Annotated in this window: 21 protein-coding genes; 11 read left to right on the plus strand and 10 right to left on the minus strand. The window is 62.1% G+C overall.

Going from position 1 to position 25,524, the window contains the following annotated elements:
- Positions 1 to 63: 63 nt before the first annotated feature.
- Positions 64 to 2,595 (plus strand): phosphoenolpyruvate--protein phosphotransferase, encoded by a 2,532-nt coding sequence (gene ptsP / locus QF043_RS03905; protein ID WP_307417569.1) that lies wholly within the window; start codon positions 64 to 66, stop codon positions 2,593 to 2,595.
- A gap of 2 nt (positions 2,596 to 2,597) precedes the next feature.
- Entirely contained in the window at positions 2,598 to 2,876 is a 279-nt protein-coding gene (locus QF043_RS03910) for a PTS glucose transporter subunit IIB (protein WP_307417570.1), read from the plus strand.
- Between the two features lie 137 nt (positions 2,877 to 3,013).
- On the opposite strand, the gene mltF is transcribed toward QF043_RS03910, so the two are convergent.
- The gene (gene mltF, locus QF043_RS03915) at positions 3,014 to 4,474 is read right to left on the minus strand and encodes a membrane-bound lytic murein transglycosylase MltF (protein ID WP_058422684.1); all 1,461 of its coding nucleotides are present in this window, start codon (positions 4,472 to 4,474) and stop codon (positions 3,014 to 3,016) included.
- Between the two features lie 287 nt (positions 4,475 to 4,761).
- Here mltF and purL point away from each other — a divergent pair, with 287 nt between their 5' ends.
- The 4 genes from purL (at position 4,762) to QF043_RS03935 (ending at position 10,176) form a co-directional block, all read left to right on the plus strand.
- A complete protein-coding gene (gene purL / locus QF043_RS03920) occupies positions 4,762 to 8,658 on the plus strand; it encodes a phosphoribosylformylglycinamidine synthase (RefSeq protein ID WP_307417571.1) in 3,897 nt (1,298 codons plus the stop codon).
- Positions 8,659 to 8,662: 4 nt separating this feature from the next.
- A complete protein-coding gene (locus QF043_RS03925) occupies positions 8,663 to 8,974 on the plus strand; it encodes an NGG1p interacting factor NIF3 (RefSeq protein WP_106578295.1) in 312 nt (103 codons plus the stop codon).
- Between the two features lie 462 nt (positions 8,975 to 9,436).
- Positions 9,437 to 9,700, plus strand: coding sequence for a DUF6124 family protein (locus tag QF043_RS03930; RefSeq protein ID WP_307417572.1), 264 nt, complete (start codon positions 9,437 to 9,439; stop codon positions 9,698 to 9,700).
- 323 nt (positions 9,701 to 10,023) lie between these two features.
- On the plus strand, positions 10,024 to 10,176 hold the full coding sequence (locus tag QF043_RS03935; RefSeq protein ID WP_307417573.1) for a hypothetical protein: 153 nt from the start codon (positions 10,024 to 10,026) through the stop codon (positions 10,174 to 10,176).
- A gap of 390 nt (positions 10,177 to 10,566) precedes the next feature.
- Here the strand turns inward: QF043_RS03935 and nagE are convergent, their stop codons facing one another.
- The 7 genes from nagE to QF043_RS03970 all read right to left on the minus strand — a co-directional run bounded on the left by nagE (position 10,567) and on the right by QF043_RS03970 (position 19,069).
- Positions 10,567 to 12,264, minus strand: a complete 1,698-nt coding sequence (gene nagE, locus QF043_RS03940) for an N-acetylglucosamine-specific PTS transporter subunit IIBC (RefSeq protein ID WP_307417574.1) — start codon at positions 12,262 to 12,264, stop codon at positions 10,567 to 10,569.
- A gap of 26 nt (positions 12,265 to 12,290) precedes the next feature.
- Positions 12,291 to 14,801 (minus strand): phosphoenolpyruvate--protein phosphotransferase, encoded by a 2,511-nt coding sequence (gene ptsP, locus QF043_RS03945; protein ID WP_307417575.1) that lies wholly within the window; start codon positions 14,799 to 14,801, stop codon positions 12,291 to 12,293.
- A gap of 29 nt (positions 14,802 to 14,830) precedes the next feature.
- Positions 14,831 to 15,841, minus strand: a complete 1,011-nt coding sequence (locus QF043_RS03950; RefSeq protein ID WP_373460773.1) for an SIS domain-containing protein — start codon at positions 15,839 to 15,841, stop codon at positions 14,831 to 14,833.
- Positions 15,834 to 16,940 carry an N-acetylglucosamine-6-phosphate deacetylase gene (gene nagA / locus QF043_RS03955; protein ID WP_307417577.1) on the minus strand — a complete coding sequence of 369 codons (1,107 nt, stop codon included), beginning with the start codon at positions 16,938 to 16,940 and terminating at the stop codon, positions 15,834 to 15,836. The genes QF043_RS03950 and nagA overlap by 8 nt, the downstream gene beginning before the upstream one ends.
- A gap of 10 nt (positions 16,941 to 16,950) precedes the next feature.
- The gene (locus tag QF043_RS03960; protein WP_307417578.1) at positions 16,951 to 17,709 is read right to left on the minus strand and encodes a GntR family transcriptional regulator; all 759 of its coding nucleotides are present in this window, start codon (positions 17,707 to 17,709) and stop codon (positions 16,951 to 16,953) included.
- Between the two features lie 271 nt (positions 17,710 to 17,980).
- Positions 17,981 to 18,484, minus strand: coding sequence for a murein L,D-transpeptidase family protein (locus QF043_RS03965; protein ID WP_065930385.1), 504 nt, complete (start codon positions 18,482 to 18,484; stop codon positions 17,981 to 17,983).
- Between the two features lie 36 nt (positions 18,485 to 18,520).
- Complete coding sequence (locus QF043_RS03970; protein WP_307417579.1) at positions 18,521 to 19,069, minus strand: NUDIX hydrolase; 549 nt, start codon at positions 19,067 to 19,069, stop codon at positions 18,521 to 18,523.
- Between the two features lie 146 nt (positions 19,070 to 19,215).
- On the opposite strand from QF043_RS03970, the gene QF043_RS03975 reads away from it, so the two are divergent.
- The 5 genes from QF043_RS03975 (at position 19,216) to purT (ending at position 22,472) form a co-directional block, all read left to right on the plus strand.
- A complete protein-coding gene (locus QF043_RS03975) occupies positions 19,216 to 19,818 on the plus strand; it encodes a CoA pyrophosphatase (RefSeq protein WP_056858702.1) in 603 nt (200 codons plus the stop codon).
- Between the two features lie 35 nt (positions 19,819 to 19,853).
- Entirely contained in the window at positions 19,854 to 20,378 is a 525-nt protein-coding gene (locus QF043_RS03980; protein ID WP_071485746.1) for a gamma carbonic anhydrase family protein, read from the plus strand.
- Positions 20,375 to 20,590: a DUF1289 domain-containing protein gene (locus tag QF043_RS03985; RefSeq protein ID WP_307417581.1), complete on the plus strand. Its 216-nt coding sequence runs from the start codon at positions 20,375 to 20,377 to the stop codon at positions 20,588 to 20,590. The genes QF043_RS03980 and QF043_RS03985 overlap by 4 nt, the downstream gene beginning before the upstream one ends.
- A 163-nt stretch (positions 20,591 to 20,753) precedes the next feature.
- On the plus strand, positions 20,754 to 21,221 hold the full coding sequence (locus QF043_RS03990; RefSeq protein WP_056858699.1) for a VUT family protein: 468 nt from the start codon (positions 20,754 to 20,756) through the stop codon (positions 21,219 to 21,221).
- 69 nt (positions 21,222 to 21,290) lie between these two features.
- Positions 21,291 to 22,472 carry a formate-dependent phosphoribosylglycinamide formyltransferase gene (gene purT, locus QF043_RS03995; protein ID WP_014719785.1) on the plus strand — a complete coding sequence of 394 codons (1,182 nt, stop codon included), beginning with the start codon at positions 21,291 to 21,293 and terminating at the stop codon, positions 22,470 to 22,472.
- Positions 22,473 to 22,559: 87 nt separating this feature from the next.
- On the opposite strand, the gene QF043_RS04000 is transcribed toward purT, so the two are convergent.
- Both QF043_RS04000 and QF043_RS04005 read right to left on the minus strand, forming a co-directional pair.
- Positions 22,560 to 23,870 (minus strand): MFS transporter, encoded by a 1,311-nt coding sequence (locus QF043_RS04000; RefSeq protein ID WP_307417582.1) that lies wholly within the window; start codon positions 23,868 to 23,870, stop codon positions 22,560 to 22,562.
- A 405-nt stretch (positions 23,871 to 24,275) separates the two neighbouring features.
- Positions 24,276 to 25,514: a transporter associated domain-containing protein gene (locus QF043_RS04005; protein WP_307417583.1), complete on the minus strand. Its 1,239-nt coding sequence runs from the start codon at positions 25,512 to 25,514 to the stop codon at positions 24,276 to 24,278.
- Positions 25,515 to 25,524: the final 10 nt, after the last annotated feature.

Raw genomic sequence — 25,524 nt, forward strand, 5'->3', positions numbered from 1 at the left:
AGCTCCCACAGTGGACCGCCGTTCGCCCTATGATTTTTACAGAACAAAACAGCAGGTGAAGTCATGACCACAACTCAACCCCTGGAACTGCTGGCGCCCTTGTCCGGGGTGCTGCTGGCGCTGGACCAGGTGCCTGACCCGGTGTTTGCCAGCCGCATGATCGGCGATGGCCTGTGCATCGATCCCACCTCCCAGACCCTGTGCGCGCCGTTGGCCGGGGTGATCAGCAATATCCAGGACACCGGGCATGCGGTCAGCGTCACTGGCGACAACGGCGTACAGGTGCTGATGCATATCGGCCTGGACACGGTGCACCTGGCCGGCAAGGGTTTCACCCGTTTGGTCGAGGAAGGCCAGCGGGTCGAGGTCGGGCAGCCGTTGATCGAGTTCGATGCCGACTACGTGGCGCTTAATGCGCGCAGTTTGCTGACCTTGATGCTGGTGGTCAGCGGCGAACCTTTTGTGTGGCTGACGCCGGGCAGTGGCGCGGTGGACGTGGGCCAGCCGCTGTTGCACGTCTCACCCGGCCAGGCCTCTGAAACCGTGGGCGAGGAGGCGGGCGATGCGCTGTTCTCCAAACCGCTGACGCTGCCCAATGCCAACGGTTTGCACGCGCGTCCTGCGGCTGTACTGGCGCAAACGGCCAAAGGTTTCAACGCCAGCATTTACCTGCACAAGCAAACCCAGAGCGCCAACGCCAAGTCATTGGTGGCGATCATGGCGCTGCAAACCGTGCAGGGCGATACCTTGCAAGTGAGTGCGGCGGGAGAGGACGCCGACGCCGCCATCAAGGCGTTGGTAACCCTGCTGGCGCAAGGTTGCGGCGAGACGGTCGAGGAGTCTGTTGCGCCGGTTGAACCACAGCCGCCCGAGTCATCGGCGACCTTGTTGCGCGGCGTATGTGCCTCGCCCGGCTCCGCGTTTGGCCAGGTGTTTCAAGTGGCGGAGCCCGAGCTGCACATCGAGGAACAGGGCGCGGGTGAATCGGTTGAACACGCCGCACTGACCCGCGCCTTACTGGCAGCCACCGAAGCGCTGCAAGTGTTGCAAGACAAAGCGGTTGGCAGCGCCCAGGCGGAGATCTTCCGTGCCCATCAGGAACTGCTTGAAGACCCGAGCCTGTTGGAGCAAGCCCATCGCCTGCTCACCGAAGGCAAGAGCGCCGCCTTTGCCTGGAACAGCGCCACGGCCGCGACCGCCAAGCTGTTTCTCGGCCTGGGCAGTGCGTTGCTGGCTGAGCGCGCAGCGGATTTGGCCGATGTTGGCCAGCGTGTACTGAAGTTGATCCTCGGTATCGAGGACCGCGCGTGGGCATTGCCGGATCGTGCGATCGTGATTGCCGAGCAACTGACCCCCTCGCAAACCGCCGGCCTCGATACGCGCAAAGTGTTGGGGTTCGTCACCGTCGGCGGCGGCGCCACCAGCCATGTGGCGATCCTGGCACGCGCCCTTGGTTTGCCGTCGCTGTGTGGCGTCCCGGCACAGGCGCTGGCGCTGATCAACGGCAAGCAGGTGCTGCTCGATGCCGACAAAGGCGAGCTGCACCTGGAGCCTGACCTGGCCGCTGTCGAGCAACTGGCGGCTACGCGCAAGCAACACATACTGCGACGTGAGCGTGAAGTGGAACAGGCCGCCTTGCCCGGCATCACACGCGATGGTCATCACGTTGAGGTCACCGCCAACGTCGCCTCGTTGCAGGAGGTGGAACAAGCCCTGGCCCTGGGCGGTGAAGGCGTCGGGCTGCTGCGCTCGGAGTTCCTCTATCTGGACCGCAACCGCGCGCCCAGCCCCGAGGAGCAGGCCGGCACCTACAGCGCCATCGCCCGAGCCCTGGGCACCCAGCGCAATCTGGTGGTGCGTACCCTGGATGTGGGCGGCGACAAACCCTTGGCCTATGTGCCGATGGAGCGCGAGACCAACCCGTTCCTCGGCTTGCGCGGTATTCGCCTTTGCCTTGAACGTCCTCAATTGCTGCGTGAGCAGTTCCGCGCGATCCTGGCGAGTGCCGGCTTTGCACGGCTGCATATCATGCTGCCGATGGTCAGCTTGCTGTCGGAGCTGCACCTGGCGCGCAAGATCCTTGAAGAGGAAGCCACGGCGCTGGGCCTTACCGAACTGCCAAAGCTGGGCATCATGATCGAAGTACCGTCTGCGGCGCTGATGGCGGATGTGTTTGCGCCGCATGTGGATTTCTTCTCCATCGGCACCAATGACCTTACCCAATACACCCTGGCCATGGACCGCGACCACCCGCGTCTGGCCAGCCAGGCCGACAGCTTTCACCCGTCGGTGCTGCGCCTGATTGCCACCACGGTCAAGGCCGCCCATGCCCATGGCAAGTGGGTCGGCGTGTGCGGCGCGTTGGCGTCTGAAGCACTGGCGGTGCCGGTGTTGATCGGGCTGGGAGTGGATGAGCTGTCGGTCAGCGTGCCGCTGATCCCGACCATCAAGGCCACCGTGCGCGAGCTGGACTTGGCCGACTGCCAGATCATCGCCCGCCAGGTGCTCGGCCTCGAAGAAGCCGCCCAAGTCCGCGAGGCCCTGCGCCTGTACCACGCGGCCACCGTTGAAACCTCACCTGTCGTGGAGCACTGAGCATGTTCGAGAAATTGCAAAGGGCGTTCTGGAAGGCCCTGACCCCGGATCTGATTGCCGAAACGGTGGTGCCGCCGGCGCAGGGCCTGTTGTCGACCGACGTGCTGAACGCATTGGGCGGTGTGGATAACCTCAAGTCGCAACAGCGCGTGGCACTGACGCGGGTGCGGGTGCAGTTGCAGGATGCGGGGCGGCTGGATGCGCAGGCGCTGAAGGCGGCGGGTGTTGCGGGTGTGATGGTGTTGGGCGGCGGCGTGGTGCATTTGCTCACTGGTCTCTGAAGTCAGTGAAGATCCAATGTGGGAGCCGGGCTTGCCCGCGATAGCGGTGTGTCAGGTAACGAATTTTTCGACTGGCCGGCCGCCATCGCGGGCAAGCCCGGCTCCCACAGGGTTATGGGGTGTTTGGGAGATTGGGTTTACAGCTGCGGGTTATCTTCCGGCGGCTTGGTCTTGTCGATACCCGGCACATGCAGGTTGCCTTCGACCACCTGGTTGCCTTCCAGCTGCGGCTGGGTCACCCAGGTGAGAATGTCGTAATACCGCCGGATGTTGGCGACAAAGTGCACCGGCTCACCACCACGCGCATAACCGTAGCGGGTCTTGCTGTACCACTGCTTCTGCGACAGGCGCGGCAGCATCTTCTTCACGTCCAGCCACTTGTTCGGGTTCAGGCCGTCTTTCTTGGCCAGCGTGCGCGCGTCTTCCAGGTGGCCGGTGCCGACGTTATAGGCGGCGAGGGCGAACCAGGTGCGGTCGGGCTCGGCAATACTGTCGTCCAGCTCATCCTTGATCTTGGCCAGGTATTTGGCGCCGCCCATGATGCTTTGCTTGGCATCCAGGCGGTTGGACACGCCCATTGCCTGGGCCGTGTTCTGGGTCAACATCATCAGGCCGCGCACGCCGGTCTTGGAGGTGACGGCCGGTTGCCACAGCGATTCCTGATAGCCGATGGCCGCCAATAGGCGCCAGTCGACCTTCTCTTCCTTGGCGTAGGTGCGAAAGTGTTTCTCGTACTTGGGCAGGCGTTGCTGCAAATGCTGGGCGAAGGTGTAGGCGCCCACATAGCCGAGTACATCGACATGCCCGTAGTAACGGTCTTTAAGCCGCTGCAACGTGCCGTTTTTCTCGACCTTGTCCAGGTAGCTGTTGATCTCGTTGAGCAGGCTGTTGTCTTCCCCCGGCGCCACGGCCCAGCTCTGGTTGCTGGCATTGCCGAGGTCGAAGGCCACGCGCACGTTGGGGAAATACACCTGGTTCATGGCCACTTCGTTGGAGTCCACCAGGGTCAGGTCGATCTGGCCCTCGTCCACCATGCGCAGCAGGTCCACAACCTCAACGGCGTCGGACTCTTCGTATTCAATCGCAGGGTTCTGCTTTTTAAGCGCCGCCAATTGCTCGGCGTGGGTGCTGCCCTTGAGCACCATGATCTTCTTGCCCACCAGGTCTGCCGGGCCGGTGGGGCGCGACTGGCCGTTGCGGTAGATGATCTGCGGGGTGACTTCCAGGTACGGATGGGAGAAGCGCACCTGTTGGGCGCGCTGCTCGCTGCTGACTAAACCCGCGGCCGCCAGAACCGGGCCGTTGGGTTTGCCCAGCTGGCCGAACAGGTCATCGAGGTTGTCGGCGGTCTCGATTTCCAGCTTCACGCCCAGGTCATCGGCAAAGCGCTTGACCAGTTCGTACTCGAAACCGGTTTCACCGTTGCGGTCCTGGAAATACGTGGCCGGGCTGTTCCGGGTAATCACCCGCAATACGCCATCCTCCTTGATTCGCTCGAGCGTGCTGGGCTTGTCAACACAGGCGCTGAGCATCAGGAAGAGTCCGGTTGCGATCAGCCATTTGGCGCATCGCGGGCGTAAAGCAGTAGGGGAGAACATCTGCGCAGTATACGCAAACGGCCCTCGGCGCCATATCTCGACAGCAGCTGACTTGTCTGCTAGCGCCCGCAAAACCGGGCTGCAGCCCGCAGAAACGTGGGTTCGCGAGGGTTTGTGACGGTTAAAATAACTGCGCGCCAACCCCAGGATTTCGCCCCGAAAGCGTGCAATCCCTGCCAACTGACGTTCGGCAGCGGCCAGCCGTGCCGTTTCGGGTGCCGTTGGCGCAGGTTTACGCTAGAATGCACGGCCTCAAAGCACACCCCCTTCCCGAGGCTGTCCCGAAGATGTTGATCCTGCGCGGCGCTCCTGCCCTTTCTGCCTTTCGCCACAGCAAACTCCTTGAGCAACTGAGCCAAAAGGTTCCAGCGGTTACAGGCTTGTATGCTGAATTTGCTCACTTCGCCGACGTTACCGGCGTCTTGACCGCCGACGAACAGCAAGTGCTCGCACGCCTTCTGAAGTACGGCCCCAGCGTTCCCGTTCAAGAGCCCACCGGCCGCTTGTTCCTGGTTCTGCCGCGGTTCGGCACCATCTCGCCCTGGTCGAGCAAGGCCAGCGACATCGCCCGTAACTGCGGCCTGTCGAGCATCCAGCGCCTTGAGCGTGGCATCGCCTTCTACGTGGCTGGCCAGTTCAGCGACGCTGAAGCCGAGCTGATCGCCAGCAGCCTGCACGACCGCATGACTCAGATCATCGTCAGCCAGCTCGAACAGGCTGCCGGCCTGTTCAGCCACGCCGAGCCCAAGCCGCTCACCGCGATTGACGTGCTCGGCGGTGGCCGCGCCGCCCTCGAGAAGGCCAACACCGAATTGGGCCTGGCGCTGGCCGAAGACGAGATCGACTACCTGGTCGACGCCTTCAATGGCTTGAAGCGCAACCCGCACGACATCGAACTGATGATGTTTGCGCAGGCCAACTCCGAGCATTGCCGTCACAAGATCTTCAACGCCAGTTGGGACATCGACGGCGAAAGCCAGGAAAAAAGCCTGTTCGGCATGATCAAGAACACCTACGTGATGCACAGCGAAGGCGTTCTGTCGGCTTATAAGGACAACGCCTCGGTGATCGTCGGCTCCGTTGCCGGCCGTTTCTTCCCGGACCCTGAAACCCGCCAGTACGGCGCGGTGCAAGAGCCGGTGCACATCCTCATGAAGGTTGAGACCCACAACCACCCGACCGCGATTGCCCCGTTCCCGGGCGCAGCCACAGGTTCGGGCGGCGAAATCCGTGACGAAGGCGCCACCGGCCGTGGCGCCAAGCCAAAGGCTGGCCTCACCGGTTTTACTGTGTCCAACCTGCAGATCCCGGGTTTTGAACAGCCGTGGGAAGTGCCATACGGCAAGCCTGAGCGCATCGTTACCGCACTCGACATCATGATCGAAGGCCCGCTGGGCGGCGCCGCGTTCAACAACGAATTCGGGCGCCCGGCACTCACCGGCTACTTCCGTACGTTTGAACAATCCATCACCACCCCGCGTGGCGATGAAGTGCGCGGCTACCACAAGCCAATCATGTTGGCCGGCGGCATGGGCAACATCCGCGAAGAACACGTCAAGAAAGGCGAGATTCTGGTCGGCTCCAAGCTGATCGTCCTCGGCGGCCCGGCGATGTTGATCGGCCTGGGCGGCGGTGCTGCGTCCTCCATGGCCACCGGCACCAGCTCGGCAGACCTGGATTTTGCTTCGGTACAGCGCGAAAACCCGGAAATGGAACGCCGCTGCCAGGAAGTCATCGACCGTTGCTGGCAGTTGGGTGACAAGAACCCGATCAGCTTCATCCACGACGTCGGTGCCGGCGGTTTGTCCAATGCCTTCCCCGAGCTGGTCAACGATGGCGACCGTGGTGGCCGTTTTGAACTGCGCAACATTCCAAACGACGAGCCGGGCATGGCCCCGCACGAAATCTGGAGTAACGAATCCCAGGAACGCTACGTACTGGCCGTTGGCCCTGAAGACTTCGCGCGCTTCCAGGCCATCTGCGAACGTGAGCGTTGCCCGTTTGCCGTGGTCGGCGAAGCCACTGCCGAACCCCAGCTGACGGTCACCGACAGCCACTTCGGCAACAGCCCGGTCGACATGCCACTGGAAGTGCTGCTGGGCAAAGCCCCGCGCATGCACCGTTCGGCCGTGCGTGAAACCGAGCTGGGCGATGACTTCGACCCAAGCACGCTGGAACTGGCCGACAGCATCGAACGCGTGCTGCACCACCCGGCCGTGGCGAGCAAAAGCTTCCTGATCACCATCGGCGACCGCACCATCACCGGCCTGGTGGCCCGTGACCAAATGGTTGGCCCATGGCAAGTGCCGGTGGCCGACGTTGCCGTCACCGCCACCAGCTTCGATGTGTACACCGGTGAAGCCATGGCCATGGGCGAGCGTACGCCGCTGGCCCTGCTGGACGCCCCGGCGTCGGGCCGTATGGCCATTGGTGAAACCCTCACCAACATCGCCGCATCGCGCATCGGCAAGCTGTCTGACATCAAACTGTCGGCCAACTGGATGTCCGCTGCCGGTCACCCCGGTGAAGATGCGCGCCTGTACGACACCGTCAAGGCTGTCGGCATGGAGCTGTGCCCGGAGCTGGGTATCACCATTCCGGTGGGCAAGGACTCCATGTCCATGGCCACCCGTTGGAACGAAGACGGCACCGACAAGAGCGTCACCTCGCCGCTGTCGCTGATCGTTACCGGTTTTGCCCCGGTCACCGATATCCGCCAGACCCTGACCCCGCAACTGCGCATGGACAAGGGCACCACCGATCTGATCCTGATCGACCTGGGCCGTGGCCAGAACCGCATGGGCGCCTCGATCCTCGCGCAAACCCACGGCAAACTCGGCAAGCACGCGCCGGACGTGGATGACGCCGAAGACCTCAAAGCCTTCTTCGCCGTGATCCAGGGCCTGAACGCCGACGGCCACCTGCTGGCTTACCACGACCGTTCCGACGGCGGTTTGCTGACCAGCGTTGTCGAAATGGCGTTTGCCGGTCACTGCGGCCTGAACATCGTGCTCGACAGCGTTGCCGAGGATGCCGCCGAAATCAACGGCATCCTGTTCAACGAAGAGTTGGGCGCCGTGATCCAGGTTCGCCAGGACGCGACGCCAGACGTACTCGCTCAATTCAGCGCCGCTGGCCTGGACGACTGCGTGTCGGTGATCGGCCAGCCGATCAACAACGGCGAGATCAACATCTCGTTCAACGGCGACACCGTGTTTGCCGGCCAGCGCCGCTTGCTGCAACGCCAGTGGGCCGAGACCAGCTACCAGATCCAACGCCTGCGTGATAACGCCGACTGCGCCGAGCAGGAATTCGACGTGATCCTGGAAGAAGACAACCCGGGCCTGAGCACCAAGCTCAGCTTCGACGTCAACCAGGACATCGCCGCGCCTTACATCAAGAAAGGCATTCGCCCACAAGTTGCCGTACTGCGTGAGCAGGGCGTCAATGGCCAGGTGGAAATGGCGGCCGCGTTCGACCGCGCCGGCTTTAATGCGATCGACGTGCACATGAGCGATATCCTCGCCGGTCGCGTTGACCTCAACGAGTTCAAAGGCCTCGTCGCCTGCGGCGGTTTCTCCTACGGCGACGTGCTGGGTGCCGGTGAAGGCTGGGCCAAATCGGCCTTGTTCAACAGCCGTGCCCGTGATGCGTTCCAGGGCTTCTTCGAGCGCAACGACAGCTTCACCCTGGGTGTGTGCAACGGTTGCCAGATGATGTCCAACCTCAGCGAACTGATCCCGGGCAGCGAGTTCTGGCCGCACTTTGTGCGCAACCGTTCCGAGCAGTTCGAAGCCCGTGTTGCCATGGTGCAGGTGCAGGAATCCAACTCGATCTTCCTGCAGGGCATGGCCGGTTCGCGCATGCCAATCGCCATCGCCCACGGTGAAGGCCATGCGGAATTCTCCAGCGAAGAAGCCTTGCTGGAAGCCGACCTGTCCGGTTGCGTGGCCATGCGTTTCGTCGACAACCACGGCAAGGTCACCGAGAGTTACCCGGCCAACCCGAACGGCTCGCCGCGCGGGATCACCGGCCTTACCAGCCGCGACGGCCGCGTGACCATCATGATGCCGCACCCGGAGCGTGTATTCCGCGCCGTACAAAACTCGTGGCGCCCGGAAGAGTGGAACGAAGACGGCGCCTGGATGCGCATGTTCCGCAACGCCCGGGTGTGGGTGAACTAAGACGGTGTACAAGCTCGCCTTCTTTGTGCCCGCCAGCCATGTGGAGACGGTGAAAACCGCCGTCTTCGCAGCCGGTGGCGGGCGCATCGGCAACTACGACAGCTGTGCCTGGCAAGTGCTGGGCCAGGGCCAATTCCGCGCGTTGGACGGCAGCCAGCCGTTTATCGGGCAGGTGGGCCAGGTTGAAGTGGTTGAAGAATGGAAGGTTGAGCTGGTGGTGGCCGATGAGTTGATCGTGGCTGTTGTGGCTGCTTTGAAACTCAGCCATCCCTATGAGACACCGGCGTATGAGGTGTGGCAGTTGGCGGATTTTTGATTCGTTGGCTGCTTAAACAAGAAACCCGCTGGGCCAGTTTGGTCAGCGGGTTTTTTGTTGGTTGTAGGGCCCATCGCAGGCAAGCCAGCTCCCACAGTTTGATCTGTGAATACGTTCAAACTGTGGGCGCTGGCTTGCCTGCGATGGCGGCGGGACAGGCGTCTCAGATCTTTCCCACAGGCTTTTCAGGTTGTCCCTAGGAACTCGCCTTATTAACCTTTGCCAGTCGCTGCCAATTCAGCGATCGGGACTGCAAGCCCGCCGAAACCTCACCAGTTACTCCTAAGCGCCTTTATAATTGCGGCGCTTTTTCATGGTCGTCATTTATGGCTGCTGTGTGCGGGAGACCTTCGGGTCTACCGAGGTGCTGGTGGGACTCGGTCTTGCAGGCCCGCGCACAGCTGCCACCCATCATCTGCAAGTGATGCTGGTAGTTCCTAAACTCTCACTAGGAAACACACCATGATCAAAGACAGTCCAAACCCCCCATCTGATTCTCCGCCCACCGACCAAATCTTCTCCGTACTCCCCAACCTGAACAGCGAAACCCTGCTCGCCAATGCCTCCCAAGACCTGGCATCACTTCAAGCACTGGCAGGCAATCTGGCTTTTGACATCGACGGCCCACAGCGTGATGCGGTGCTGGGAATTCATAGGATGCTGGAAGGTATCCAGTTGATGGTGGATCGAGTGTTGGATCTACAAGAAATCCCCATCAGCAACTGAAGACACCCACTCTGTGGCGAGGGAGCTTGCTCCCGCTGGGGTGCGAAGCGCCCCCAAAACCTGCCACAGGGTTCTTTCTGAAAGAATGAGTATTCTGGGCAAGGGGCTGCTGCGCAGCCCAGCAGGAGCAAGCTCCCTCGCCACAGTGGTGATCAGGCGGATTCATCGGATGCTGGAAGGTATCCAATTGATGGTGGATCGAGTGTTGGATCTACAAGAAATCCCCATCAGCAATTGAAGACACTCACTCTGTGGCGAGGGAGCTTGCTCCCGCTGGGGTGCGAAGCGCCCCCAAAACCTGCCACAGGGTTCTTTCTGAAAGAATGAGTATTCTGGGCAAGGGGCTGCTGCGCAACCCAACGGGAGCAAGCTCCCTCGCCACAGTGGTGATCAGGCGGATTCATCGGATGCTGGAAGGTATCCAGTTGATGGTGGATCGAGTGTTGGATCTACAAGAAATCCCCATCAGCAACTGAAGACACCCACTCTGTGGCGAGGGAGCTTGCTCCCGCTGGGCTGCGAAGCGCCCCCAAAACCTGCCACAGGGTTCTTTCTGAAAGAGTGTGTAGGCTGGGCAAGGGGCTGCTGCGCAACCCAGCGGGAGCAAGCTCCCTCGCCACAGTGGTGGTCAGGCGGATTCATCGGATGCTGGAAGGTATCCAATTGATGGTGGATCGAGTGTTGGATCTACAAGAAATCCCCATCAGCAACTGAAGACACCCACTCTGTGGCGAGGGAGCTTGCTCCCGCTGGGGTGCGAAGCGCCCCCAAAACCTGGCACAGGGTTCTTTCTGAAAGAATGAGTATTCTGGGCCAGGGGCTGCTGCGCAGCCCAGCGGGAGCAAGCTCCCTCGCCACAGGGGTGGTCAGGCGTTGATTGGGCGGGTAACCAGTCGCTCCAGCGCCTCGCCCAATCCAGTGGCCTTGTCACCAATCAACAAGTGCCAAACCCCGCTGTCCAGCTGGCTCACACCCTGGCAACCCAGTGCAGTCAGGTCCGCTTCAGACAGCACCGAATCATCCCCCAGTTCCACCCGCAACCGGGTCATGGCCACCGCTTCCAGCTGGCGCACATTCGCGCGGCCACCCAAGGCACTCAGCCACTTCTCGGCTTCCTGCACATTCACCGCAACCGGCTTATCCACAGGTGCAACCGCCACCGGCGCACTGGCAACAAACGATGGCATCGCCAAGCGGATCTCATCGGCAATGCTGTCGGCCATCGGCCCCACCACCACCTGCAAACTCCCGCCGTTACCCGGCCGAACCACGGCCATGGCGCCCAGTGCTTTCAGCTCAGCATCCACCGCCTTATTGCGATCAACCATGTCCAGGCGCAGACGTGTAGTGCACGCGCCGACACTCAGCAGATTTTCTGCACCGCCCAGTGCCTGGATATAGGCCGTGGCCCGCTGGTTATCCGTCATCACCTCAGCCTGCACCACCTGGATGTCTTCACGGCCCGGTGTCTTCAGGTTGAACCGGCGAATGCAGTAATTAAACACGCTGTAGTAAATCACCGCGTAAGCCAACCCCACCGGGAACACCAGCCAGCCATTGGTGGACTTGCCCCAACCGAGCACCATGTCGATAAAACCACCGGAGAAGGTAAAGCCCAGGTGGATATTCAACATGTTGGTCACGGCCATCGACAGGCCGGTGAGCACCGCGTGGATCAGGTACAAAAATGGCGCGAGAAACATGAACGCAAATTCAATCGGCTCGGTCACGCCCGTGAGGAAGGAGGTCAGCGCCATCGACAGGAAAATCCCGCCCATGACCTTGCGGCGTTCCGGCAATGCATTGCGGTACATCGCCAGGCACGCGGCGGGCAGGCCGAACAGCATGACCGGGAACATACCGGTCATGAACTGGCCGCCTTTCGGGTCGCCGGCAAAATAACGGGTCAGGTCGCCGGTGACGATGGCGCCGGTGGTCGGGTCGGTAAAGCTGCCGAACACAAACCACGCCATGTTGTTGAGGATATGGTGCAGGCCGGTGACGATCAGCAGGCGGTTGAACACGCCAAACACGAACGCGCCAAAGCTGCCGCTTTCCATCAGCAACACGCCAAAACTATTGATGCCGTGCTGGATCGGCGGCCAGATCAGGCCGAAGATCACGCCCAGCGCCACCGCCGAAAACCCGGTGACAATCGGCACAAACCGTCGCCCACCAAAGAAGGCCAGGTACTCCGGCAGCTTAATGTCCTTGAAGCGGTTATACAGCCCACCGGCCATCAAGCCGCTGGCGATACCGGCGAGCATGCCCATGTTGATGGTGGTGTCCATCACCTTGAGCGTGGAGATCATCACCAGGTAACCAATCGCCCCGGCCAAACCCGCCGTGCCGTTATTGTCGCGGGCAAAACCCACGGCAATACCGATGGCGAAGATCAGCGCGAGGTTGGCGAAAATTGCTTGCCCGGCATCGTGCATCACCGCGATGTTCAAAAGGTCGGTGTCGCCCAGGCGCAGCAAGAGCCCGGCGATCGGCAGAATCGCGATCGGCAGCATCAGCGCGCGGCCGAGGCGTTGCAGGCCTTCGATGAAATGTTGGTACATGGCGTGTCTCCCTATTCTTGTTGTTTTCAGCTCAGCGGCCAGTGGTGTTGACAGGCTTGGCGAACGGCTTTGGCGCTGCTCAGGTCGAGCAGGCCTTGGCTCAATTGCCGGCATTGCGCCGCGTCCAGGTGGCGGACGCGGTCCTTGATTTCTCCGATTTGCGGCGGGCTTACCGACAGCTCGCTGACACCCAGGCCAACCAGCACCGGCGTGGCCAGCGGGTCGGACGCCAGGGCGCCGCATACACCCACCCAACGCCCATGTTTGGCGGCGCCGGCGCAGGTTTGCGCGATCAAGCGCAGCAGCGCCGGGTGCAAGGCATCCACCCGTGCGGCCAGCCCCGCGTGGTCGCGGTCCATGGCCAGGGTGTACTGGGACAGGTCGTTGGTGCCGATGGATAAAAAGTCCGCGTGTTTGGCGAGTTGCTCAGCCATCAGCGCGGCGGCGGGCACTTCGATCATCACGCCCAGTTCCGGGCGCTGGGTCAGTTCCAGCTCCGCGCACAGTTCATCCAGACGCTGGCGGATCTGCAGCAATTCATCCACCTCGCTGACCATCGGCAGCAGGATGCGGCAGCGCGCCAATGGAGAGACTTGCAGCAGCGCACGCAGTTGTTGGTCGAGCACGTCCGGGCGCACCTGCGCCAGGCGAATGCCGCGCAGGCCCAGCACCGGGTTGGCCTCAACCGGCAACGGCAGGTAGTCGAGCTGTTTGTCGCCGCCCACGTCGATGGTGCGGATGATCACCGACTTGTCGCCCATGGCATCCAGCACAGCCTGGTAGGCCTGGCGTTGCTCTTGCTCATCCGGCGCGGTGCGGCGGTCGACAAACAGGAATTCGGTGCGCAGCAGTCCCACACCATCGGCGCCGTTTTCAAACGCCACTTGGGCCTCGGCACTGGAGGCGACATTGGCCGCCACTTCAATGCTCAGGCCATCGCGGGTTTGCGCCGCTTGCCGGGCTTGGGCCTGTTGTTGCTGACGGCGCAGTTTCTGTGCATCGCGAATCTGGTGCACTTCGGCGTGGCGCGCGTCGCTGGGTGCCAGTTCCAGGCGACCGTTGGCAGCATCCAGCACCACGCGTTGGCCTTGGGGCACGTCGAGCACTTCGGCGCCCAGCGCGACCACACAGGGCAAGCCTTTGCCTCGGGCCAAAATCGCGACGTGGGACGTTGCGCCGCCTTCGGCCATGCAAATACCCACAGCGTTTTGTGCGCTCAGTTGCAGCAGGTCGGAGGGGGTCAGTTCATGGGCGCTGACAATCGAACCGGCCGGCAACTCGAAGTGCCAGGTTTCGCCCAACAGCGCGCGCAGCACTCGTTGTTGCAGGTCGCGCAGGTCGTTGGCGCGCTCGGCAAACAGCGGTTTGCCCAAGGCCAGCAACACCGCGCATTGCGCCTGGATCGCGTCGCGCCAGGCGTGGGTGGCGGCGCTGCCTTGCTCGATGGCACCGGTGGCGGCGTCCAGCAGGGTGGGGTCTTCCAACAGCGCAAGGTGGGCGGCGAAGATCTCTTCTTCTTCGACGTTCTTGCGTTGGCGTGCCTGCGCCAGGGTGCTGCGGATTTCGCCGCGCACTTGCTCCAGCGCGGTGTCCAGGCGCTGCAGTTGTTCGTCGGCGACATGCTTGCCGGTGTCTTGCGGCAGTTCGATACCGGTGAGGCGAAACAGCGGGCCACAGACCAGACCGGGCGCGGCGCACACGCCTTGCAATACACCGGCTTCGGTGTTCGCCCGACGCGGAGCCACGGCTATCGGCGCGTGGTGTTCTTCACTTACAGCAACCGAGAGTGCGGCCACCAATGCCTGCAGCGCCGCCTCGCAATCGGTGCCGCGACAGGTGATGCGCACTTCATCACCTTCACCAATGCCCAACCCCATCAAGCCAATCAGGCTGTCGCACGGCGCCGACTTGCCGGCGAAGTGCAGCTCTGCATGGCAATTGAACCCTTGCGCGGCCTTGCGCACCAGCGCGGCGGGGCGGGCATGCAAGCCGCCACGGTGGGTAATGCGCACGCTGGCGCGCACTTCGGTGACCGAGTTATCCACAGCCGCCTGCAACGGCGCTGCCGAGCGAGCCACAATGTGCAGCAACGGCTCACCCACCTTGACGACTTTTCCTGCCACCGGCCGTAGCTCAAAACCCTCGCCATTGGTCAGGATGATCAGGCTGACCAGGCTTTTGCACTGGCGCGCAATGCGGTCCAGATCAAACTGCACCAGCGCCTGGCCCTGGCTCACCCGTGCGCCTTCCTTCACCAGCAGGGCAAAGCCTTCGCCGTTCAATTCCACGGTGTCGATGCCCACATGCATCAGCATTTCGGCGCCGTTGTCGGCGCGAATGGTCAGCGCGTGCCCGGTGCGCGCGACGTGGATGATCACGCCATCACAGGGCGCGTGCAGGCAGTCATTCAACGGGTCGATGGCAATACCCTCGCCCATGGCGCCGCTGGCGAACACTTCATCGGGAACGTTGCCCAGGCTCAGCACCGGGCCACTGAGTGGGGCGCTTAGGGTCAATTCATTATTGTTGTAGGACATGGGCACGGTACTCATCAGGAAAACGCGACTCAGTGAGTGCGGGTAACTTTGCTCAGGTGGCGCGGCTGGTCCGGGTCCATGCCCCGAGCCTCCGCCAGGCCGGCGGCCATCACGTAGAAGCTTTGGATCGCCAGGATCGGGTCCAGGCTTGGGTGTTCGGCGCGGCTCAGGGTCAGGTCGCGTTCCACGATATCGTCCGGCGCGGCCAGCAAGACGCGGGCGCCGCGTTGACGCATATCGGCGGCCAGGCTCAACAGCCCGGCTTGTTCGGCGCCGCGTGGGGCGAACACCAGCAGTGGGTAGTTTTCATCGATCAAGGCCATCGGTCCGTGGCGCACCTCGGCGCTGCTGAAGGCCTCGGCCTGGATTGCCGAGGTTTCCTTGAGCTTGAGCGCGGCTTCCTGGGCGACGGCAAAACCGGCGCCACGGCCGATTACAATCAGGCGTTGGCTGCTGCGCAGCGCCTCGATGGCGGGCGTCCAATCCTGGGTGGCGGCTTCGCGCAAACCGTCGGGCAAGGCCTGGCAGGCTTGCAGCAGCAACAAGTCCTGGTTCCAGTGGCCGATCAACTGCGCGCTGGCGCTTAAAGTGGCGATAAAGCTTTTGGTCGCGGCGACACTCTGCTCCGGCCCGGCGCACAGCGGCACATGGAATTCACACGCGGCTTCCAGCGGTGAGTCTTCGGCGTTGACCATCGAAATGCTCAAAACCCCGCGTTTGCGCAGCAGGCGCAGGCTGTTGACCAGGTCCGGGCTTTGCCCCGACTGGGAGAAACCGAACGCCACCTGGCCGCTGACCTTCAACGGCGCTTGCAGCAGGGTCACCACCGACATTGGCAACGATGCCACTGGAATGCCCACATGCTGCATGGCCAGATAGGCAAAGTAGCTGGCGGCATGGTCCGAACTGCCACGGGCGATGGTCATCGCCACTTGCGGCGGCTGACGGCGCAGGCGCCCGGCCACTTCCTCCAGCATCGGGTTGAGGCGCTGCAGTTGTGCCTCAACGGCGTGACAGGAGGCCAGGGCCTCTTCAAGCATTTTTGAAGTCAATGGTTTCTCCTTCGACCATTACGTCGGTGAGTGTCAGGGAGCGGTCCAAACGCACGCAGTCGGCAAAGCTGCCGGGTTGCAGGCGCCCGCGTTCTTCCAGGCCTAAATAGTCCGCAGGAAATTGCGACAGGCGTTGTGAGGCTTCGCTGATGGGCAGGCCGATTTTCACCAGGTTGCGCAGCGCCTGGTCCATGGTCAGGGTGCTGCCGGCCAGGGTGCCGTCGGCCAGGCGCACGCCGCCCAGGCATTTGGTCACGGTGTGGCTGCCCAGCTTGTATTCGCCGTCGGGCATGCCGGCGGCGGCGGTGGAATCGGTGACGCAGTACAGGCACGGGATCGAGCGCAGCGCCACGCGCATGGCGCCGGGATGCACGTGCAGCAAATCCGGGATCAATTCTGCGTACTTGGCGTGGGCCAACGCGGCGCCGACGATGCCCGGCTCGCGGTGATGCAGCGGGCTCATGGCGTTATACAAATGCGTGAAGCTGGTGGCGCCGGCGGCGAGGGCAGCGACGCCTTCTTCGTAGCTGCCCAGGGTGTGGCCGATTTGCATGCGTACGCCACGTTCGCTGAGGCCGCGGATCAAGGCATCGTGGCCGGCGATTTCCGGGGCGATGGTGATCACCCGGATCGGCGCCAGGCGCAGGTAGGCTTCCACTTCGGCCATCAACGCGGTGTGGGCGAAGTTGGGTTGCGCGCCGAGTTTTCCCGGATTGATGTACGGGCCTTCCAGGTGCACGCCGAGAACCCGAGCGCTGCCTGTAGGACGCTGCTCGCAGAACGTGCCGAGTTCGCCGAGCACGCGGGAGATTTCATCCACCGGTGCGGTCATGGTGGTGGCCAGCAGCGAGGTCGTACCAAAGCGCACGTGGGTGCGGGTGATGGTTTCGAAAGCGTCGGTGCCTTCCATGATGTCTTTGCCGCCGCCACCGTGAACGTGCAGGTCGATAAAGCCTGGCAGCAAGTAGGGCAGGTCATTGTTGTTCGGGTCGCACGGCGTGCCGTCGATGGCGACTACCTTGCCGTGTTCGTGCACCAGGCGGCCGCGAATCCAGCCGCCGGGCGTGAGGATGTTGTCTTCGGACATGGGCAGTTCTCTAAACTCGCAGTTCAGCGGAGTAGTCATTGCGGCGCAGCTCTGCGACGAAGTCGTAGTAGTCGTTGCGGCAGTAGGTGTCGGTGATTTCAATCGGCGTGTTGTCGGCGGTGTAGCCGACCCGGGTCATCAGCAGCATGGCGGTGCCGGGGGCGATGCCGACCAGTTTGGCGAACTCATCGGAGGCATTGATCGCCTGGATATGTTGCAGTGCGCGCACCACCGGTTTGCCGATGCTTTCCAGGTATTCGTACAGCGAATTGCCGATGGCTTGCGGGTTTGGCAGCACGGCGGCGGGCATGGCGGTCATTTCAATTGCCATTACGGTGTCATCGGCCTTACGCAGGCGTTTGAGCCGCGCCACTTTGTCGGTCGGCGACAGGCCCAGGCGGATCAGTTCTTCGTGGGTCGGCGGGGTGATGTCGCGCTCCAGCCACTGGGACGTGGGCACAAAGCCCTTGAGCCGCAACATCTCGCTGAACCCCGACAGGCGCGACAGCGGCTGTTCCAGACGCGGGGTGATAAAGGTCCCGGAACCCTGGCTGCGGCGAATCAAGCCCTGGGCAAACAGCACTTCCAGGGCTTTGCGCGCGGTGACGCGGGAAATATTCAGTTGCTCACTAAGGACCCGTTCCGACGGCAAGGCCTGTTCGGATTTCCACTCGCCAGCATGGATCGCCGCTTCCAGTTTGCGGGCCAATTGCAGGTACAGCGGCGTGGACTGTTTGTCGTCGGGGCGCAGCGCCAGTATGGGATTCATCTGTCAGGTTTCCGATGCGTTATTGGAGTGTTGTCGCCCGGTATTGGCCGAAAATTAATACCACTTAAATACCATGTCAATGCAGCGAAAACAGTGCAGCAGCCTGTTTCAGCGCACATTAAGGGTGCCTGGTATCAAGTGGTATTAGAGAGGTCTTGAGTGCGCGCAGAATTGCGCAGCCCGCGCAGTGAACTGGTATTCACCGGCAGGCGCTGTCCTGGGCAGGATTTTTTTTGAATTATTTTTGACTTATTTTACGAGCGGTAGGCGATTACGGCCGAATCTCGATCAGGGTGCCGTCTTTGACCAGGTTCCAGACTTCGCGCATGTCCACGTTGCGCATGCCGATGCAACCGTCGGTCCAGTCCAGGGTGTGGAACCACTGTTCCGGGTATTCCTCGGTGTCGGGGGTACCGTGGATCATGATCATGCTGCCCGGTTTCACGCCTTCGCGGCGCGCGCGGGCCGAGTCGCTGATGTTGGGGTAGGAGATGTGCATGGCCAGGTTGAAGCGGTCGCTGGTCTTGCGCCAGTCGATCCAGTAGAAGCCCTCTGGCGTGCGGCGGTCGCCTTCCATCAGTTTGGTGCCCTTGGGGTTTTTGCCGAGCGAGATGCGGTAGGTCTTGAGCGGTTTGCCGTCATTGATCAGTTGCAACTGATGGGCGGACTTGAGCACCAGGATTTTCTCGACCGGTTTGCCGCCGAGGGTTTCCACCGTGGAGGCCCAAGACAGGCTGGCGAACGACAGGCAGATCAGAGCGAGCAACCAACGCATTAAAACGGTTTCCCTTGTAGAAGGTGCTGCCTGGAGTTATTTGGCTGGCCGCGTCATCGGCGGCACCGACTCGCTGCGCACCGGGAACAGCTGTTGCCTGCGGTCAGCGAAGAAGCATTCTAAGGTACGCCCGACCGTGCGGAAAGCCAGCTCGGACCAAGGGATGTCGGCTTCATCGAACAGCTTGACTTCAAGGCTTTCAGGGCCTGCGGCGAAGTCCAGGTCAACCAGCTCGGCGCGGTAGAAGATATGCACCTGGTTGATGTGCGGCACATCGATCAGGGTATAGAGGCTCAGGTTGCGCACGCGGGCGCAGGCTTCTTCCAGGGTTTCGCGGGCGGCGGCCTGCTCCACGGTTTCGCCGTTTTCCATGAAGCCTGCGGGCAGGGTCCAGTAACCCAGGCGCGGCTCGATGGCGCGGCGGCACAGCAGCACTTTGTCGCCCCACACCGGCACGGTGCCGGCGACGATATTGGGGTTCTGGTAGTGAATGGTCGAACAGTGATCACACACGTAGCGCAGGCGGCCGTCGCCTTCGGGAATGCGTTGGGTAACCGGTTTACCGCACTGGCTGCAGAAATTCATGCTGGGGTTCCTGGAAAGTGCGTCTATCTTGGCTCGGTGGGCAGGGCCCTGCAAGTTGTCGTTTAGCGACACGCCAGTGGTTTTGGGGTTGGGCGCCCGCCTGCTTTGGTGCATGATGCATGGTAGCCAACAGATCGAGATGACTCATGCTGGACGAGCTACTTCGCCGGGTAAGCAATCACACCCCCCACACGTTGGAAACCGATGGGCGTTTCCCCGAGGCCGCGGTGTTGGTGCCGATTACCCGCAGCGACGAACCCGAACTGATCCTGACCCTGCGCGCCAGCGGCCTGTCGACCCACGGTGGCGAAGTGGCGTTTCCCGGCGGGCGGCGTGACCCCGAAGACCCGGACCTGATTTTTACCGCACTGCGCGAAGCCGAAGAAGAAATCGGCCTGCCGCCCGGTCTGGTGGAAGTGATCGGCCCGTTAAGCCCGTTAATTTCCCTGCACGGTATTCGGGTTACGCCCTACGTCGGTGTGATCCCCGATTACGTCGAATACCTGGCCAACGATGCCGAGATCGCCGCCGTGTTCAGCGTGCCGCTGGAATTTTTCCGCCAGGACCCGCGCGAACACACCCACCGCATCGACTACCAGGGCCGCAGTTGGTATGTGCCCAGTTATCGGTTTGGTGAATACAAGATCTGGGGGCTGACGGCGATCATGATTGTCGAGCTGATCAACCTGCTCTATGACGATGCCCAGATCAGCCTGCACCAGCCGCCTAAAAGCTTTATCAATATCTAAGCCATCGCTTGAATGGCCAGCCGTGAGGACACACCATGAAATACCGCCTGGGCGACGCCCGCGTCGAGACGCACCCGCACAGCTGGGTGGCGCCGAATGCCACGCTGGTCGGCAAGGTCAAGCTGGAAGAGGGCGCCAACGTCTGGTTCAACGCGGTATTGCGTGGCGATAACGAACTGATCCTGATCGGCAAAAACAGCAATGTGCAGGATGGCAGCGTGATGCACACCGACATGGGCTACCCGCTGACCCTGGGCACCGGCGTGACCATCGGCCATAACGCCATGCTGCACGGCTGCACCGTCGACGACTACAGCCTGATCGGCATCAACGCGGTGATCCTCAATGGCGCCAAGATCGGCAAACATTGCATCATCGGCGCCAATTCGCTGATTGGCGAAGGCAAGGAAATCCCCGATGGCTCGCTGGTGATGGGCTCGCCGGGCAAGGTGGTACGTGAGCTGACCGAGGCGCAGAAGCGCATGCTCGAAGCCAGCGCCGCGCACTATGTGCATAACGCGCAGCGCTATGCGCGTGACCTGGTTGAGCAGGAAGAATGAACCCGGTTGAACGCCCCGTCGCCTCGCCGTGCGTGAGCATTTGTGCGCTGGACGATGACGATATTTGTACCGGCTGCCAGCGTACGGTGGATGAGATTACGCGCTGGAGCCGCATGGACAATGCCGAGCGCCGGGTGGTGCTGGGGTTGTGCCATGAGCGGGCGATGGCGAGTGGGTTGGTGTTTATGGTTTCCGGGAAACCTGGCGGCTGATAGACCGCTATCGCAGGCAAGCCAGCTCCCACATTTTGACCGCGTTCCAACAGGTTAAACGCGGTCGAATGTGGGAGCTGGCTTGCCTGCGATGAGGCCCGCCCAGACGACATATTTCAAAATGTGAAGTACCCTGTGCCCCTTGCCCACAGGTCCTCGCCCCATGCTCTTCCTGATCGCCTACATCAGCAGCGTCGTGCTGATCAACTTCGCTTTCTCCACCGCCCCGCACCTGGATGTGATCTGGTCCGCCTGGGGCGGCCTGGTGTTTATCCTGCGCGACATGGTGCAAACCCGTTTCGGCCATGGCGCGATCATCGCCATGCTGGCGGCGCTGGTGCTGTCGTACATCACCTCCGACCCGTCCATCGCCCTGGCCAGCGCCACGGCGTTTGCGGTGTCCGAGTGCATCGACTGGCTGGTGTTCAGCATCACCAAGCGCCCGCTGCACGACCGCCTGTGGATAAGTTCGGCGCTGAGCATTCCCCTTGATACCTTTATCTTCTTCGGCCTGATCGGCGCGCTCACACCCGCAGTGGCCGGCACCGCGCTGGTGTCGAAATTTGCCGGGGTCACGGTGGTGTGGCTGATCATGGCCTGGCGTATGCGCAAACGGGCTGTCGCCAACTGAGGCCAATTTTTACAGTTCATGTAAAATGCCGGCCTTTCTCCCCATGATCCGCTCCCCTGAGGACCTGAGATGACCCGAATCGGAACTCCATTGTCGCCAACCGCGACCCGCGTTTTGCTGTGTGGCTGCGGTGAGCTGGGCAAGGAAGTGGTGATCGAACTGCAACGCCTGGGCGTTGAAGTGATTGCCGTGGATCGCTACGCCAACGCACCGGCCATGCAGGTGGCGCACCGTAGCCACGTGATCAACATGCTCGACGGCGCCGCCCTGCGCGCGGTGATCGAGGCCGAAAAGCCGCACTTCATCGTGCCGGAAATCGAAGCCATCGCCACTGCAACGCTGGTGGAACTGGAAGCCGAAGGCTTCACCGTGATCCCGACCGCGCGCGCCACCTCGCTGACCATGAACCGCGAAGGCATCCGTCGCCTGGCCGCCGAAGAGCTGGACCTGCCAACCTCGCCGTACCACTTCGCCGACACCTTCGAAGACTACAGCAAGGCCGTGCAAGACCTGGGCTTCCCGTGTGTGGTCAAGCCGGTGATGAGTTCGTCGGGCAAGGGCCAGAGCCTGCTGCGCAGCACCGACGATGTGCAAAAAGCCTGGGATTACGCCCAGGAAGGCGGGCGTGCCGGCAAAGGCCGCGTGATCATCGAAGGTTTTATCGACTTCGACTACGAAATCACCCTGCTGACCGTGCGTCACATCGGTGGCACCACCTTCTGTGCGCCGGTGGGTCACCGTCAGGAGAAGGGCGACTATCAGGAATCCTGGCAGCCGCAAGCCATGAGCCCGATTGCCCTGGCTGAATCCGAGCGTGTTGCCAAAGCCGTGACCGAGGCGTTGGGTGGCCGTGGCCTGTTTGGCGTGGAGTTGTTCATCAAGGGCGATCAGGTGTGGTTCAGCGAAGTGTCGCCGCGCCCCCATGACACCGGTTTGGTGACCCTGATTTCCCAGGACCTGTCGCAGTTTGCGCTGCACGCGCGCGCCATCCTGGGCCTGCCGATTCCGTTGATTCGCCAGTTCGGGCCTTCGGCTTCGGCGGTGATTCTGGTGGAAGGGCAGTCGACTCAGACGGCATTCGCCAACCTCGGTGCCGCCTTGAGCGAGCCGGACACGGCGCTGCGTTTGTTTGGCAAGCCAGAAGTGAATGGCCAGCGCCGCATGGGCGTGGCGTTGGCGCGGGATGAGTCGATTGAGGCTGCCCGAGCTAAAGCGACCCGTGCTTCCAAGGCTGTTGTTGTAGAGCTGTAACCGCGTCGCGCCTATCGCAGGCAAGCCAGCTCCCACATTTGGAATGCATTTCCATGTGGGAGCGGGCTTGCTCGCGAAAGCGGTCTATCAGGCGACCTTGTTCAAATCATTATCCCGCGTCTCTTTCAGGCACAGCACAGCGATCAAGCTGAGCAACGCCGCCGCCGACACATACCCGCCGACATAACTCAGCCCACCCATCGCCACCAGCTTGGTTGCGAAAAACGGTGCGGCCGACGCGCCGACAATCCCACCGAGGTTATACGCCGCCGAAGCGCCGGTATAACGCACGCGGGTCGGAAACAGCTCCGGCAGCATTGCGCCCATCGGGGCAAACGTGATGCCCATCAGGAACAGTTCCAGCGCCAGAAACAACGCCACCGCCCAGGTTGAACCGTGGGTCAGCAGCGGCTCCATGGTGAAACCCGACAAGATCGCCAGCACCGCGCCGACGATCAGCACCGGCTTGCGCCCGTAGCGATCGCTGGCCAAGGCCGCCAGCGGCGTGGCCAGCCCCATGAACAGCACCGCAAAGCACAGCAAACCGAGGAACATCTCACGGCTGTAGCCCAGGGTCGAAACCCCGTAGCTCAGGGAAAACGCGGTGGTGATGTAAAACAGCGCATAGCACACCACCATCGAGGCGGCGCCCAGCAGTACCGGCAGCCAATGCTGGCTGAACAGCTCTATCAGCGGCACTTTCACCGGCGCCTCTTTGGCCACGGCATTGGCGAATACCGGGGTTTCATGCAGCTTGAGCCGCGCATAGAGACCGACCATCACCAGCGCTGCGCTGAGGATAAACGGGATGCGCCAGCCCCAGCTGCGGAACTGTTCGTCGCTGAGGCTCATGGCCAGGATCAGGAACAGGCCGTTGGCCGCCAAAAAGCCAATTGACGGGCCCAGTTGCGGGAACATGCCGAACCAGGCGCGCTTGCCTTTGGGCGCATTCTCGGTGGCCAGCAACGCCGCGCCGCCCCATTCGCCGCCCAGGCCCAAGCCCTGGCCGAAGCGCAGCACACACAGCAGGATCGGCGCCCAGGCCCCGATGCTGTCATAACCCGGCAGCAAACCGATCAGCGTGGTGCACACGCCCATCAACAGCAGCGAGGCCACCAGCGTGGATTTGCGCCCGATGCGGTCGCCAAAGTGGCCGAACAGCGCCGAACCCAGCGGGCGGGCGATAAAGGCGATACCGAAGGTCAGGAACGACGCCAGCATCTGCGCGGTGCCGGAAGTCTGCGGGAAGAACACCGGGCCAATCACCAGTGCGGCAGCGGTGGCGTAGATATAGAAGTCGTAGAACTCGATGGCGGTGCCGACGATGCTCGCCGTGGCGACCCGTGCGGTCGAGTTGAGCGGGGCGGCGGTGGCGGCCTCGTTATAGGTGGTGCTCATTGAGGTATCCCTGACGGTCATTGCGCGTTTTTACGCGGATTTTTATTGGTCGAACACCCCTGGATCAGGGTGGTAAGCGGGGCGGCTCGGGATGGGAGCAAACACCGGTCAGACACGGTAAGGCGGTGCCTGGACGCGCTGAGTGCGGGTAGCACGCGGTCGGGCGGGGCTTGGGTAAGCCGAGCCGATTATAGGAAGGGGGTTGCGGATCCAACAAGGGGGCGTTGGCAGGCAAATAATCTAAATGTGGGAGCCGGCTTGGGTGTGGGCTGGCTTGTGTGGGGACTGGCTTGTGTGGGAGCTGGCTTGCCTGCGATACAGGCGCCTCGGTCATTCAGTTGAACCGAGGTGATGCCATCGCAGGCAAGCCAGCTCCCACATTGGACCGAGTGGTGTCAGGGGAAGTTATGCAGCCACCGGCACGCGGCTGGTATGCCAGATCAGCACCTTGCTCACGCGGTTGTCCTCGGTTTCGAGGATTTCCAGGCGATAGCGGCCGATTTTCAGGCACACCGCGCAGTCCGGAATAGTCTCCAGCGCCTCGGTGACCAGGCCGTTGAGGGTCTTGGGGCCGTCGCTGGGCAAGTGCCAGCCCAGGCTTTTGTTCAGTTCGCGGATCGAGGCGGCGCCGTCGATGATGTAGCGGCCATCAGGTTGGGCTTCGATGTGCGGGTTATCCATAGCCTGGTCGCTTTCAAATTCGCCGACGATTTCTTCGAGGATATCTTCCAGGGTAACGATGCCCAGCACTTCGCCGTATTCGTCCACCACCATGCCCAGGCGCCGTTGCTGTTTATGGAAGTTCAGCAACTGCAATTGCAGCGGCGTGCTTTCCGGCACGAAGTAGGGTTCGTGGCAGGCGGCGAGCAAGGCTTCTTTGGTCAGGCTGGCGTCGGGCAGCAGGTGCTGGATCTGACGAGTGTTGAGCACCGCTTGCACCTGGTTGATGTCACTGTGAAACACCGGCAGGCGCGTGCGCTGGGACGTGCGCAATTGCTCGATGATCTCGTCGACCGAGTCATCCAGGTTGATGCCATCCACTTCACTGCGCGGCACCAGGATGTCGTTGACCGTGATGTTGTCCAGGGCGTGGATGCCGGGCAGGCCGGGCGTGCGATTGTCGTTGGCCTCGGGCTCCGGTTCGTCATCATGCTCGGGCAACGGTTCGTCGCTCTTTTTCACCACGCCGGATTTGCGCGCGAAGGGGCGCAACAGCAACAGGCTGATGCCATTGAGCAGCCAGGCCATTGGATAAAGGATTTTCAGCGGAACGCCCAGCAGCGTGTTACCGAAACCCAGCACGGCTTGGGGGTGACGAACGGCCAGGGCGCGGGGCAGGTAGTCGGCAAGTATCAGCAGGATGGCGCAGGAGATCAGCCAGCCGAGCCACGGGCCGTTTTGCGCCCAGGCATAAATTGCCAGCAACGTGCACAGGATCACCACGGCCGCGCGGCACAGGCTGTTGCACAGGATCAGGCTGTTACGTGGGAAGTTCAGGCGGGCGGCGGCCTTGTCCCCTTGGCGTGTGCCAGGGCGTATGGCCAGCAGGTGTTGTTGTGCGGCTTCGATGGCGGTAAACAGCGCCGCCCATAAGATCAGCAGAGCGATTACCGCGAGCATCGGCCCAAGGGGCAAGTTGTCCATTATTACTGCC

The organism is Pseudomonas sp. W3I7, from assembly GCF_030816095.1.
Lineage (GTDB): Bacteria > Pseudomonadota > Gammaproteobacteria > Pseudomonadales > Pseudomonadaceae > Aquipseudomonas > Aquipseudomonas salomonii.